The organism is Larkinella rosea (assembly GCF_003858635.1).
Taxonomy (GTDB): Bacteria; Bacteroidota; Bacteroidia; order Cytophagales; family Spirosomataceae; genus Larkinella; species Larkinella rosea.
Window position 1 is genome coordinate 1,349,970 of the sequence record NZ_RQJO01000007.1, and the last position, 14,117, is coordinate 1,364,086.

The 14,117-nt window shown below is 51.4% G+C and carries 12 protein-coding genes; 6 read left to right on the forward strand and 6 right to left on the reverse strand.

Annotated elements, in window-relative coordinates; genetic code table 11:
* The first annotated feature begins 6 nt into the window (after positions 1-6).
* Together EHT25_RS05690 and EHT25_RS05695 are read left to right on the forward strand one after the other, a co-directional pair.
* Positions 7-1,110, forward strand: coding sequence for a hypothetical protein (locus EHT25_RS05690; RefSeq protein WP_124871918.1), 1,104 nt, complete (start codon positions 7-9; stop codon positions 1,108-1,110).
* Positions 1,111-1,214: 104 nt separating this feature from the next.
* On the forward strand, positions 1,215-1,700 hold the full coding sequence (locus EHT25_RS05695) for a VOC family protein (RefSeq protein WP_124873529.1): 486 nt from the start codon (positions 1,215-1,217) through the stop codon (positions 1,698-1,700).
* Between the two features lie 2 nt (positions 1,701-1,702).
* On the opposite strand, the gene namA is transcribed toward EHT25_RS05695, so the two are convergent.
* Together namA and EHT25_RS05705 are read right to left on the reverse strand one after the other, a co-directional pair.
* Complete coding sequence (gene namA, locus EHT25_RS05700; RefSeq protein WP_124871920.1) at positions 1,703-2,767, reverse strand: NADPH dehydrogenase NamA; 1,065 nt, start codon at positions 2,765-2,767, stop codon at positions 1,703-1,705.
* A 61-nt stretch (positions 2,768-2,828) separates the two neighbouring features.
* Positions 2,829-3,164: a hypothetical protein gene (locus EHT25_RS05705; RefSeq protein WP_185731289.1), complete on the reverse strand. Its 336-nt coding sequence runs from the start codon at positions 3,162-3,164 to the stop codon at positions 2,829-2,831.
* 581 nt (positions 3,165-3,745) lie between these two features.
* Here EHT25_RS05705 and EHT25_RS05710 point away from each other — a divergent pair.
* Entirely contained in the window at positions 3,746-4,891 is a 1,146-nt protein-coding gene (locus EHT25_RS05710; protein ID WP_124871923.1) for a TlpA disulfide reductase family protein, read from the forward strand.
* 63 nt (positions 4,892-4,954) lie between these two features.
* On the opposite strand, the gene EHT25_RS05715 is transcribed toward EHT25_RS05710, so the two are convergent.
* Both EHT25_RS05715 and EHT25_RS05720 read right to left on the reverse strand, forming a co-directional pair.
* On the reverse strand, positions 4,955-7,039 hold the full coding sequence (locus EHT25_RS05715; protein ID WP_124871926.1) for a PAS domain-containing sensor histidine kinase: 2,085 nt from the start codon (positions 7,037-7,039) through the stop codon (positions 4,955-4,957).
* A gap of 11 nt (positions 7,040-7,050) precedes the next feature.
* On the reverse strand, positions 7,051-7,452 hold the full coding sequence (locus EHT25_RS05720) for a response regulator (protein WP_124871929.1): 402 nt from the start codon (positions 7,450-7,452) through the stop codon (positions 7,051-7,053).
* Positions 7,453-7,625: 173 nt separating this feature from the next.
* Between EHT25_RS05720 and EHT25_RS05725 the strand changes: the two genes are divergently transcribed.
* Positions 7,626-9,332: an IlvD/Edd family dehydratase gene (locus EHT25_RS05725; RefSeq protein WP_124871932.1), complete on the forward strand. Its 1,707-nt coding sequence runs from the start codon at positions 7,626-7,628 to the stop codon at positions 9,330-9,332.
* 120 nt (positions 9,333-9,452) lie between these two features.
* Here the strand turns inward: EHT25_RS05725 and EHT25_RS05730 are convergent, their stop codons facing one another.
* Both EHT25_RS05730 and EHT25_RS05735 read right to left on the reverse strand, forming a co-directional pair.
* On the reverse strand, positions 9,453-10,388 hold the full coding sequence (locus tag EHT25_RS05730) for a sugar phosphate isomerase/epimerase family protein (protein ID WP_124871934.1): 936 nt from the start codon (positions 10,386-10,388) through the stop codon (positions 9,453-9,455).
* A 155-nt stretch (positions 10,389-10,543) separates the two neighbouring features.
* Entirely contained in the window at positions 10,544-11,440 is an 897-nt protein-coding gene (locus tag EHT25_RS05735) for a DMT family transporter (protein ID WP_124871937.1), read from the reverse strand.
* 233 nt (positions 11,441-11,673) lie between these two features.
* On the opposite strand from EHT25_RS05735, the gene EHT25_RS05740 reads away from it, so the two are divergent.
* Together EHT25_RS05740 and EHT25_RS05745 are read left to right on the forward strand one after the other, a co-directional pair.
* Entirely contained in the window at positions 11,674-12,774 is a 1,101-nt protein-coding gene (locus EHT25_RS05740; protein ID WP_124871940.1) for a helix-turn-helix domain-containing protein, read from the forward strand.
* Positions 12,775-12,888: 114 nt separating this feature from the next.
* The gene (locus EHT25_RS05745) at positions 12,889-14,058 is read left to right on the forward strand and encodes a DUF4932 domain-containing protein (protein ID WP_124871942.1); all 1,170 of its coding nucleotides are present in this window, start codon (positions 12,889-12,891) and stop codon (positions 14,056-14,058) included.
* The last annotated feature ends 59 nt before the right edge of the window (positions 14,059-14,117 follow it).

The window sequence follows — 14,117 nt, forward strand, 5'->3', positions numbered from 1 at the left end:
CCGCCGATGCTTCGACTACCGGTTTTAACAATTTTGATGGTGCTCATCGCCGGTTTTCTATTTTTCCGGAAAAAGCAGCCTGCACCCACTACTCCAGCGGGCAAGGGATGCGTGGTTCCGAAAGAATGGCTGGTCAGCAACCCGCATCCGGTCACGCCCGCCGAACACCTCCGCCCGGCCGATCAGACGTTTTTAACCTACCCGGAATGGTTTCTGGTTCACAGCCCGGCCGAAATGGCGGATTTTGCGCACACTCATACGACCACGACCTTTCCGTTTTTATACCATGTCAAACAGCTCTGGCAGAGCTACGGCATTGTCTATGACCAGATTAAAGGCAGTTTTCCGTTCAATACCGGCTACCACGTCATGATTTGGGTGATTGGCGTAAGCACCACGGTGGAATATGCTTTCAAGACGCTGTACGAAACGATCATTGGGCGGCTCACCAATCCGGCAAACGGAGCCGTTGTTACCGACGAAGATCAGTTCAATGCCCGGTTGATGCAAGATTACGTGGATTTTATTCGGATGCGGCCCTGGTACGAATTTGACTTTGCGTCCCGAATCCCGGCTTTGTTTCAAACCACTTCCTTCTTTGGTCCTTATTTTCTGCGCAAACTGGATCGCAAGTACATGCTGTTGACCGAATTACTGGTCAAGACCGGATACGGTTATCTAATCAAACTGGGAACCAAAGCGTCCTACGACGAAGCCCTTCCCACGACCGCCGTAGTCGTCGATCGGTTTCCGGGGAGCGGGTTAACCAGCCATCCCGAAATTCAGGTGGTAAAAGCCGAGTCCGATGGATCGGCGCTGTTGCTCTTACCGCGTTATGAAGCGTTTCATCCGGCGGTTGCAGCCCTCGTTGCGCAGGGTGTTGGATTTCGGGAAATTGCCGGAAATAATTCCGCGATTCTGCTAACGGTCTTAGCGCCCGATACCTGGAACCCCGGATTTCCTGAATGTAAACCGGTATTTACCCAACCTATCAAGACAAAACCGGGATTGAAGCGGGTTGCGGTGGTAACGCCCGTACGGTGGCTGGCCCAAACCGTTCGGTTGCTGAAGGAGCAGTCCGTTAACATCGAGCATATTTACGATTATTAACCCTGGAATGGCGGACTAAAACGGATTGGCTATTTCCGGAAATGGGAAAGTGTCGCTACCTTGCCAGCGCTCAACTTTCGTTTGTCATTACGCCCAAACCGTCCATGTCCTACACCATACCCGACAATACCCGCATCGGTCACGTTCACCTGAAAGTAGCCAACATTGAACGGTCGCTGGCTTTTTACTGTGATCTCCTGGGTTTCTCGCTCGTGACCACCTACGGGAAAGATGCCGCGTTTATTTCGGCGGGTGGCTACCACCACCACATCGGACTCAACACCTGGTACAGCAAAGATGCGCCCCCGGCACCCGTTCACGGTGTCGGTTTGTTTCATACCGCCATCCTCTACCCCACCCGCAAGGATTTATCCATTGCCTTCCGGCGGCTGGTGGAGGCCAGGTACACCATTACCGGCGCTTCGGATCACGGCGTTTCGGAAGCGATTTACCTGAATGACCCCGACGAGAATGGCGTGGAACTCTACTGGGACCGACCCCGCGAAGACTGGCCCCTGAAACCCGATGGTTCACTGGAAATGTACACGCGTCCCTTGAATCTGGAAGCACTTTTACGGGAATCACTTTAACGCTATTTTGCCCTTACATACTGCGATGGCCATTCGGTTTCTTCGCCCAGTTTTTTTGCCGCGTGGAATGGGAAATACGGATCGCGCAACAACTCGCGCGCCAGTAAAACCAGGTCGGCCTGACCATTCACTACAATTTCGTTGGCGTGTTCGGGCGTGGTAATCAATCCAACGGCTCCGGTCGGAATACCGGCTTCTTTTCTCACTTTTTCGGCGAACGGAACCTGATAGCCGGGACTGAGCGGAATTTTAGCCCCTGCCACATTACCGCCGGACGAACAATCGATCAAATCGACGTCTTTGGTTTTCAGGATTCGGGCCAGCGCCACGGCGTCATCGGGCGTCCAGCCGCCTTCGGTCCAGTCGGTTGCCGAAATCCGCACGAAAATGGGATTCTCCGGTGGCCAGACCTGTTGAACCCGCCCGAGTATTTCGAGCAAAAACCGGATGCGGTTTTCGAACGAACCACCGTATTGATCCGTCCGCCTGTTGCTGATGGGCGACAGAAATTCGTGAATCAGATACCCGTGCGCGGCATGTAGTTCGATCACCTTAAAACCCGCTTCCAGTGCCCGCCGGGTTGCCGTTCCAAAATCGGCGATAACTTTTTCAATTCCTTCCTGCGTCAATTCGAGCGGTTTTGGTTCGACATCCGCAAACGGAACCGGGCTGGGAGCGACGGTTTGCCAGCCACGTTCGGCATCCGGCGCAATAAATTTACCCCCATCCCAGGGCCGGTTATGGCTCGCTTTCCGCCCGGCATGCGCCAGTTGAATGCCGGGAACGGCACCGTGCGCTTCCAGAAACGACGTAATTCGTTTGAGAAACGGAATGTGTTCGTCTTTCCAGATGCCCAGATCGTCGGGCGAAATCCGGCCTTCGGGCGAAACCGCCGTGGCCTCGCTGAATACCAATCCCGCTCCCCCAACAGCCCGACTCCCCAAATGAACCAGATGCCAGTCGTTGGCAAACCCGTCCACACTGGAATACTGACACATGGGCGAAACGACAATCCGGTTTTTGAATGTGACGCTGCGAATTGCGAAAGGGCTGAATAAAGTGGGCATATTGATGGACGCTGATGTGCTTTTTTAACCACAAGGCCGGGAAAGGAGTTCGCGAAACGACTCAATCATGGATCAAAAAAACGGGACGCTGCAGGATATCGGGTTGCCATTGCGAATCGTTGGGCCGCCACGGATTTGCCTGGTCCCGCAATGCCTGCGCAATCGTAATCATTTCATTGCCAAGCTTTCCCTGTTCCTGAACAGTCAGTCGATCAAACCGCTGCTGCCGGATTGGTTCCCAGTAAAAGAGCTCGGTTTTAGCGTCGTAGATTCCGATGGGAATTTTCTTTTTCTTCGCGTACAGTTTTCGGAGGGCAGTTGTTGCTTCGGAATGCGTATCGCAAAGAATGTGCGCATACTGTTTCTTCACTTTATAAATCACTGAAAATCGATTCATGCTGATGAAAGTTTGGGCGAACGGGTTAACTTCTGAGCTCAATTCCGATACCGGAATTCGTAAACCGGTTGCTAGCAGTCCAACTGCGGAAAAGAAGCGTTTGTTTTTGGGAGGATTGGATCAGCCGGTATTCGTTCGCGTTGCTGAAAGGAGGCAATGTTGTATAAATTAAATAAGGCAGCCTCTTTGCCTGTGTAGTATTTAGTGTAAATCTAGAAACCTATTCGCAGACTATCAAGCGTTTCTCAAAAAGTTTATACTAATGTATTGAAATTTTTCATTTCCACTTAATAGGATTATTCCAACACATCTGGTATTGATTGGCGGGTTTTCGATTTTTCACCCGCCGTGATCTGCAACCCGATTTTAGCGCAGCCCATACTACGCGGTCGCATTTTCAATACAACAATCACCAAAATACGGACTTCATTGAACCATCAAATCCCCTATTTTTGTTCCGAAGACATTACATAGAGCCGCAAAGACGATTACCTTTATTCCGACTACGCCCTCGGCAATCCCTTTTACGACCGGCTTGTCGGTGAAATTACCTGAATAAGCAGGCACAAAACCAATCCATCATGAAGTTTCTCTTCGTTAGCGCATTCCTCACCTTATTGTTGATCGACGGATTTGCGCAACCCAAACCAGTTAAAAAACCGGTTCGGCAGGCCCCGGCCGGTGGGTATACCATCACCGGTTTTCTGAAAAATGCGGCCAACCGGAAAATCTATTTAACCGAGAACGCTTTCTACAAATCCAGGCAGCAATCGGATACCACGGTAGCGAATGCAAAAGGTCAGTTTAGTTTTAGGGGGAAACTGGATGAAGCCTCTTTTTTCAGTATTCGGGTGGACGGCAAAACCGGTCCTCAGTATTTCTTTCTCGAAAATTCGCCGGTAACCATTACCGGCAATGCCGATTCACTCTGGGCCATTAAAGTAGCGGGGTCTAAAGAAGAAAACATTCGGCAAAAAGTGCAGCAACTGATGCAGGATACAGCCATCGGCAACCGCTTTAAACGGGCCGAATTGAAATACACCAACGCCAGAGCTATCAATGACGGCGTTGCGATGCAGGCGGCAATCAAAGATCGGCAGGAAGTAGTGGCGCAGGAGTTAACCCGTGTCAAAAAAATCATTTCAACGTACTCAAACTCCGCCGTTGGTGTCAATGTTCTGAGTGTATTGATCAACATGGGCGACGTTGCCGGAGCGGATAGCTTGTTGACCCTTATGGAGTCGAATGAGATTGGGAAAACCTTACAGGCCCGGTTTTTCCGGCAGCAGATCGATGTCATGAGTCGACTCAATATTGGGAAAATGGCACCGGAATTTGCCCAAACCGATACGCTTGGCAATGTCGTAAAACTGTCTTCCTTCAAAGGCAAGTACGTTCTCGTCGATTTCTGGGCCAGCTGGTGCGGGCCGTGCCGGGAGGAGAATCCCAACCTGGTGCAAACCTACCAGACATTCAAGAATAAGAACTTTACGATATTTTCCGTTTCGCTCGATAACAACCGGCAAAACTGGCTGAACGCGATCCGGAAGGACAATTTAACCTGGGCCCACGTCAGTGACCTAAAAGGCTGGAAAAATGACGTTGCGCAACAGTATGGGATCAGTAGCGTCCCCGCCAATCTTCTGCTCGACCCCACCGGCAAAATTGTAGCCCGGAATTTACGAGGCAACGATTTGAATAAAAAAATTCAGGAATTGATTCAGTAAGGTGGTTTTCGGTATTCAGTATTCGCTATTAGGTCGGCCCGGTGAAAACCGGATATCCCACCGTCAATGCCTGATTGGCAGGTAGACGTGAAAGGTGGCTCCCTGATTGAGTTCGCTTTCGGCAGTAATGATGCCGCCGTGGCTTTCCACAATTTTGCGGCAAAGGGCTAATCCAATCCCGGTTCCGGTGAACGACCGGCTGTGGTTCAACCGTTGGAAAATGGTAAAAACCCGCTCGGCGTATTCGGGTTCAAAACCGATACCGTTGTCCTTGAATCGAATGTGAATGTAAGGCAGATCCTTATTTAGTCCGCGAATCCGATTAATTTCCGACGGCAATACTTCTTCAGCGTCAATGTCAATGACCGGCCTATTCGTCGAAAATTTGAGTGAATTACCGATCAGGTTTGAAAATAGCTGATTCAAATGCATCGGAATGGCATCGATCACCGGTAAGCCCCGCTGGCGAATGGTGGCCTGTTTCTGTTCAATCAGCAATTCAAAATCGGTTTCAACATGTTCCAGCACCTGCCGTAGATCGGTTTTTACAAACCGGTCGGCGGTGTTCGATAAACGCGAATAATTGAGTACCGCTTTAATCAAATCCGCCATTCGCTGCGCAGAAGTAGTGATTTTGTGGAGGTATTGCGCCTTCGTTTCGTCATCGTCCTGATTCAGTTGAAGCAGTTCCGAAAATGACTGAATTTTGCGCAGGGGCTCCTGCAAATCGTGGCTGGCAATGTAGGCAAATTGCTCCAGCTCGTGGTTGGTTTTAATCAGTACCTGGTTGCTTTCGTGGAGTTCCCGCGTTCGTTGCTGCACCATTTGTTCGAGTTCATCGGCGAGCAGGCGATACCGCTCTTTACTTTCTTCCAGCGCCTTTTGAATCGCAATTTCGGGACGTAAATCGCGCATGACGGCTCCGACGGCCATGGGCAACCCCGTACTCGGATCGTCGATTCGCAGGCAGTTGTTGTAAAGCGGAAGTATAGCTCCGGTTTTCACGTTCCGGGCTTCGAACCGACCCGACCACCGGCCGAACTGCATCACCGACGGAATAATTTCGGAACTGACAAATTTAAACTGCTCCGGTGTGTGCAAATCCGAAATCGGAATAAGCGAAACCTCCTGGTCGTGGTCAATCCCCAGCAATTCTTTGCCGGCTTTGTTGATGTAAGAATTCCGTCCGTCCATTTCCAGTACCGACATCAGATCGACGCTATTTTCGACGAGCGTCAATAACTTCTGCTGTTTTTCCCGGGCGCGCACTTCTTCGGTAATATCCTGAAGTGTGCCGTTAAACCGGCGGGCAATGCCGTTTTCGTCAAAAAAAGCCCTCCCTTTCGCTTTCACAATCCGCTCCCGGTTTTCGGTCGGACTAATAAGGGTATACTCGACATCATAATAGCCGCCCGACGAGAGTTGCAGGGCGGTTTCGATCGCTTCCGTCACGCGTTGGCGATCTTTGTCGGCAATGATCGAGAGGGCCAGCGGCAGGTCGATTTCCTTTTCCGGAGCCAGCCCAAACCACGCTTTAAGCCGATCGTTTCCGGTAAAGCGGTTGGTGGCCGGATTCAGGTCCCAGGTTCCGAGTTCGGCGGCTTCAATGGCAAACTGGAATTGGTCCTTGCTTTCAGCAATGCTTTTCAGCGTGACAACTTTCTCCGTGGTTTCGCAGCAGGTCACAAATACTCCGCCAACCTCGCCCGATTCATCGTGAGCCGGACTATAACTAAATGTCCAATAGACATCTTCGAGCGTGCCGTTGCGGTAAATCGGCAGCAATTGATCTTCGCTCCAGGACGACTCCCCCCCGCTCATGACCTGATCGATCAGCGGTTTTATATCCGACCAGATTTCGGGCCAAATTTCTTCCCCCCGCTGGCCCAGCGCCATGGGGTGTTTGCCATTATTTCCCAGACTTGGGCGGTAGGCATCGTTATAAAAACAAATGAGATCCCTTCCCCAGAACAGAAACATGGGGAACCTGGAATGGAGAATGATACTGAGGGTTGTCCGCAGACTTTGCGGCCAGTTTTCGATGGGTCCCAACGGGTTTTTAGCCCAGTCGACCGATCCAATTAACTGACCCATTTCGCCCCCACCGGCGAGAAAACGATACGTTGTATTTGGTACTTGTTCTTTCATGAAAACCGCTCTCAAGCCGCTGGGCGATCATACAACAGTTTAGCCAGCCGGTTTGTTAGTGTTGAAATGAGCGGTGGCTTGGTCAGAAAATCAGAAGCCCCCAGGGCTTTGGTTTCCTGAATATCTTTCAGTTCGGAGGATGTCGAATAAATGATGATGGGAATATGCTCGATGCGGGCGATTTTTTTAAGTTCCATCAGGCATTGTTTCCCGTGCATCCGGGGCATATTCAGGTCCAGAAAAATATATTTTGGCATAAAAGTCTCCTCTTTCCGGAGCTTCTCCAACGCTTCGCCACAATCATCTGCCACCACACAAGTCAATGTCGGGTCCACTTTTTTTAAGGCCAGCGTAAACAGTTCCTGATCGTCTTCGTCATCGTCAATCAGAAAACAAGTAACGGGTGCGCTCATGCAATCAAACGGGTGAGTATACGATGCAAGATATTAAACATAGTTGAGAAATAACGACAGGTATTCATTTAGCAAAAACTTTCTAACTTACCGTCTATTATCGGTTCAGTTACCTTTGTAACGAACAAGATTCACTGGCTTTTTTTATAACTCACTAATCCTCAACCTTTAAAATGTATTTACGTTCCCAAGAATGGTTTGGCCGTACCGGTAAAGACGGTTTTATTTACCGCGCCTGGATGAAAAACCAGGGTTTTCCGCACCATTTATTTGAAGGTAAACCGGTTATCGGTATCTGCAATACATTTTCTGAACTTACACCCTGCAACGCCCACTTCCGCGATCTGGCCGAAGCCGTTAAACGGGGCGTGTGGGAAGCGGGCGGTTTTCCGCTCGAATTTCCGGTGATGTCGCTGGGCGAATGCCAGATGAAACCGACCACGATGTTGTTCCGCAACCTCGCAAGTATGGACGTGGAAGAGTCGATTCGGGGCAATTCAATGGATGCCGTTGTGCTGCTCTGCGGCTGCGACAAAACCACGCCCTCGCTGGTGATGGGGGCTTGTAGCGTCGACCTGCCCACCGTTGTGGTGTCGGGCGGTCCGATGCTCGCGGGAAAATACAAAGGACGGAACATCGGAACCTCCGACCTGTGGCGGTTTGCCGAAGCGAACAAGAAAGGCGAAATGTCGCAGGAAGAGTTTGTGGCCGCCGAAGCCTGCATGGCCCGGAGTCAGGGCCACTGCGCCGTGATGGGAACCGCATCGACAATGGCCGCGATGGTTGAATCACTGGGCCTGGCCCTGCCCGACAACGCCACCATACCGGCCGCCGATTCGCGCCGGAAAGTGCTGGCCCACATGGCCGGGATGCAGGCCGTTGAACTGGCAAAGAACAACATTCGTCCATCCCAGATTCTGACGCGCCAGGCATTTGAAAACGCGATCATGGTAAACGCGGCACTGGGCGGTTCCACCAACTTTATCATTCACCTGACGGCCATTGCCGGTCGGATGGGCGTTCAGTTGTCGATCGACGATTTCGATAAATTATCGGCTCAAATTCCGCTGCTGGCCAATTTACAGCCGTCGGGCGAGCATTTTGTGGAAGATTTGTTCTACGCCGGTGGTCTGCCCGCCATAATCAAGGAATTGCAGCAGTTTTTGCACAACGACGCCATGACGATCAATGGACGCACACTGGGCGAAAACAGTCTGACCGCCGAGTGTTATAACCGCGATGTCATTGCTTCCGTCGCCGAACCGTTTAAATCGGAGTCGGGCGTAGCCATCCTGAAAGGAAATCTGTGTCCCAACGGAGCAGTGTTGAAACCGTCGGCGGCCTCCCCCGAACTGATGCAGCACACGGGCCGGGCGGTGGTGTTCGAGAATATCGATGATTACAAAAAGCGCATCGATGACCCGGAACTGGACGTTGATCCATCGTGCGTACTGGTGCTGAAAAACGTGGGGCCCAAAGGATACCCGGGTATGCCGGAAGTCGGCAACATGCAACTCCCGGCCAAAGTGCTGGCGCAGGGTGTTCACGACATGGTTCGGATTTCGGACGGACGGATGAGCGGCACCGGTTTTGGGACGGTGGTTCTGCACGTTTCGCCGGAAGCAGCCGTTGGCGGGAATCTGGCGCTGGTGCAGAACGGCGACCTGATTACGCTCGATGTGGAAAAACGCCTGCTGCACCTCCACGTCGAACCGGAAGAACTCGCCGAACGGCTGACGCACTTTCAGCCGATCGATCTGGGGTATGAAAGGGGCTACACCCGGATGTATATCCACCACGTCTTGCAGGCCCACGAAGGCGCCGACTTCGACTTCCTGCAGGGCAGTTCGGGGCCGGTGGTGAAACGGGACTCGCATTAACTTATGGGTTGTTTCACGGAGTTGAGCGGAAGTTGCAGAGTTAAGCGGAGTTTATTAAATTTTTCTCCGCTTAACTCTGCAACCTCCGCTCAACTCCGCGAAACAACTTAACTCTTGTTTTTAAACCCCCTCCGCTACTTTCTTCATTTTCTCCAGACCGGTTTTGGCCACCGCCAGCGCATCCTGGGCGTAGTAGGTTTTATTGAAGAGTTCCAGGGAGAGAACAATGGTTTTGCCGGACGTTTTGAGTTGCTTGAGCGTCTCCCGGACCGGTCCAATCCCGTCGCCCGGATACACGCGGTCGGCGTCAACAATGGTTTCGCGGGGCGGATTGGCCGGGTAATCGTTCAGGTGAAAAACCTCAATTCCCGGTTTTCCTACCAATGGCAGACTGGCCGGACTTGTTCCCCCTTTGTATAAGTGATAGATGTCGAGCAGCACGCGCGCCGACGGATGCCCGGCCTGAATGGCAACGTACATGACTTCACTCAATTTGTTCAGATTTTTGGAGCCGCCCCAGAGTTCGAGTTGTGGGACTACACCGGTTTTATCGCCCAGTTCCAGAATCGTCCGGTAGCGGTCGGCGGCTTTGTTCAGGTCCAGACCGGGTTGGTTGGTGGCTCCCATCGGTGGGGCAGCGGTGCGTTTGCAGCCAATCTGCGCCAGCAATTCCATTTCCTGCTTGAGCTGTTCAACGCCTTTGGTTCGGGTCGCTTCATCGTCGACAATCCATTGGGCAAAACCGATGGCGTTTTCCACTTTCAGCCCCAGATCGCCCAGCAACTTGCGGACATCGGCAACGGTGTGGGTTTTCAGGTAATCCTGAAACGAATTCATCCAGATTTCAACATGACGGAATCCGGCTTTTGAGGCCACTTCCAGTTCCTTTACAAACCCGAGATTCTGGCCCCGGATGGTGCTGACGTTCAGCGAAAAAGCAAACGGCGGGGGATCTTTTACCACTTCCGGAGCGGTATTGGCTAACAGCGTTGAGGGCGACATAACGGCTCCGCCAGTCGTGGCGGCTAAAGCGGCAAGGGTCTGACGACGGTTCATGAAAGGCTTTGGAATAAGAACGTTTAAGATCGAAAAGTACGGAATTATGGGGTAAAATAGATAAGAGAGGATTTTTTATTGACGATTGACGATCGAACATTGACGATCGACAATGGTCAATGGTCAATGGTCGATGGTCGATCGTCAAATCTCCCTCACCCCACCAACTCCTGCCACGAAATCAGGCCGATGGCCAGAATGGCCAGGCCCAATCCAATGCGATTGATAGCCAGCAATTTCTCCTTGAAAATCAAAATTGCTGATAAGGCCGCGACCAGAATGACGCCGATGTTGTAGAGTGGGTAGACAAACGCGCCATTCCCACCGAACTGCGAAAGCGCCAGGATAAGGGTGTAAAAACTCAGGAAATTGGGGACGCCCAGCGTAATGGCTCCAATCAGATTCTGGCGCTCAATTTTCTCTTTTCCCTGAATCAACCGAATCGTTAACATCAGCAAACCGGCGAAAATGGCACCAAGCACCATCGTCAGCGTTACCTGGAGGGTTTTATCCAATGAGGGAATGTACTTGATGTTCATGTAGTTGATCATCGTGTTGGTCGCGCCGTACATCAGAAAAACCGCTACCGGCAGCAGCGTATTCCAGCCCAATACCTTAGCGGTTTGTCCCTCTTCTTTTTTGAATGTGCTCAGTCCGACGGCCACCACGGCCAGAATTAAACCGATGTAATTCAGGGCGTCGAAGGTTTTTCCGCCGGAGCCAAAAACGAACAGACTGAAACAAACCGGAATCACCAGCGACATGTTGTTTGCCAGTGAGGTCGCCGTAATCCCCATGCGCTGCGTCGAAATTCCGGACAACAGAAAGGTAATGATGAACCCGACACCCAGACCGAAAGCCAGCCACGTCCAGGTTTGGGAAAAGTCGATGGAAAAAGGCTGTTCGCGCGGCAAGAGCAAAAAACCGGTCAGGAAGCAAACCGGGTAGTTGAACACGATGGCCTGAAAGGTATTGACGTTAAACCGGGGAAAAATGCGAAAGTTGAGCAGCAAAAGGACCGAAAGCAGAATGCTCAGGCAGAGAAAAAGCATAGGAAAAGGCGTAGGAGTAGTTTACACCAAAGGTAGAAGTCTTTTTTCGGTTGTCGTCCAACTTCAGCCGCAACTATTTCATTTTCTGAAATGATCCGACGAAAATTACCTTTCCTATTCAAAACCGGGTCGTTCTACCGCGAATCATTCTCTTTCGACAGCCGATCATCCGGTTTCTGCTTGTTCGGATGTCATCCCGGGCTTACATTTAGGTTTCGAAGTTTGGACGAACGATGGCGAGCTGGAAAGCGGTTTTGTATTTATTGGCAGCCGGGCAGGGGCTCTTGCTGAGTTTTGCCCTGATTATCAGGGGTGCTCGAAGCCAGCGGGCCAACCTCTTCCTCGGCCTGATTCTCTACACGATTTCGCTGGAACTGCTGAATGCCTGGGGCATGCAGGTTCATTACCACCGTTCGCCCGATGTAGTTCCGTTCTGGGTCTTCCAGTCGTATCTGGTCATGCCTCCGGCAATCTGGTTTTTCGCCCACTACAGCACCGTCCCGGATTTTACGTTTCAACGCCGGTACGTCTGGGCATTTGCACCCGCTCTGCTTGACATTCTCATTCAGCTGAGCTGGACGCTCTACCGCCGGCAAACGGGACACCAGCTGCCTTCCCTGCTCGAAAATCCGGTCTGGTTCTTTTGTACTGAAATTCTCCCTATTCTGGGCACGGCAACGGCCGTCGGCTGGTTAGGTTCCCAATTAGCCACGCTTTACCCCATTCGCTCAGAGCGGTTTTTGCCATGGGGAGAGTTTGTAAAACGATACGGACTTTTCGGATTTCTGACGGCCTTAACGGTATTGTGGGCGGCTGGCGTGTTGTTTAGCCGGCCGATTTTTTCGGAACTTGAGCTGTTGTTGACCCTCTTTTTATTCGCGTACGCGTATTTAGGGTACGCGAATTCGTCCTACTTTGACCTGCGCGTTGCTGCCAAACCGAAACCGGTCGAGAAAACAACGTTTCCGCAGTTCGACGATGCCAGGCAGTGGCACCGACTGGAGACGGTTTTTCAGCAGGAATCCCTGCATACCCAATCCCGGCTGACGCTGGAGGATGTGGCCGAACGACTGCGACTGCCCGCCCGTTATGTCTCCTACCTGATTAATAAGCAGCATGGCGCCAACTTCAATCAGTTTGTGAATTCACTCCGCGTGGAAGCCGTGATCCGGAAACTTGCCGACCCTGCCGAACAACATAAAACCTTGCTGGCGCTGGCTCTCGAAGCCGGTTTCAATTCCAAATCGACTTTCAATCAGGTGTTTCGGGCACACACCGGGCAGTCTCCCTCCCACTATTTGAGCCAGGTCAGTAAAACCGCTAATCCCGCTTAATTTTGGAGATTATTAGTCCGAAATCATAATTCCGGACGTCCGAAAAAGAGTTTTGAGCGCATGACAATCGGTTCGGTAGTTGGTTTGCCGTACTAATCAAGCAAGCCCACTATCATGCAAATTCGACGCTTTATTCTGTCAATCGCTCTGTGTTCCATTCTCTCTTTTCAGGCCTTTTGCCAATCCCCGATCGCAACCGACACCTCCGCCAACCGAAGCGTTCAGGTGCGGTTTTATAAAAATGTGGAGTTGCTGGGTTTCGTCTACTTTGTGGGGTTTGAAGGCCGGCAACTGGAAAATGACGAGAGCTTTTTAAAAAGCAAGCCGATCCGAATGAAGGACTGGTATGGCTACGGTTTTCATTTGTACCAACAGTATAAACCGTACCGGGAAAATCAACACGTCGTCAAAGCCTTGCAACTCGTCGACCACCTCTGGCTGGATTACCTGATTGGGTTGCTGCTCCAGCTGGACGACTTTCCGCGGGCGGTGCTGACCGACCAGGTTCCGCAAAGCTCCTACCTGCGATTTTCCAAACAGCAAAACCCGGCAGAGGCTCGTCAGAAAGCCGAGCAATTCATCGAAGCCATGAACCGGTTTTGCGAGGAGGTCAACTTTGAGGAATACCTGCACAACAACCGCAGCAAGTACGATAACGCGCTGGCGCAGGTTAAAACCGGTTTACCCGACAAGCGGTTTATTCCCGCGATGGAGTCGTTCTATGCCCAACACTTTCAGGCATTTACGCTCGTTCCGAGTCTCACCATTCCAACCAGCATGGGATTCGGACCGCGGTTTACGCGCGACGGCCAAACGTTCATTTTTAATGTATTCGGTCCGTTTGATGTGCAATCGTTTACGGACGAGTCGAAGCTCGACATGGGTTTCGGAAACCGGCAGCAGTTGGTAGAACTGAGCACCCACGAATTTGGCCACTCGTTTGTCAACCACGTGGTTGAACAGACTCCGGCAGAACTGATCCGTGAAACCGAAAAACTTTTTCTACCCATTCAGGAACGCATGACGGCGCAGGGGTATCCGGCCTGGAAAGTTTGTCTGTATGAGCACTTTGTTCGGGCGGGCGAGATTGTCATTGCCCGGAATCTGGGCAAAAAAACGGATGCCCAGCACCTGCTGGATCATTACGTTACCAATCGGAAGTTTATTTATATCCCTGTGATCCTTGAGGAGCTTGAAGCCTATAACCGGAACCGGACCATTTCGTATCCGGAAGCCGTCGGGAAAGCCATGCAGCGATTGAAATCGCTGGCGCTGAAACCCTGAATTAAATGAATGAGGGTGGTATAAAAGTGTTATATTCGATGGTAACACTTTTATACCAG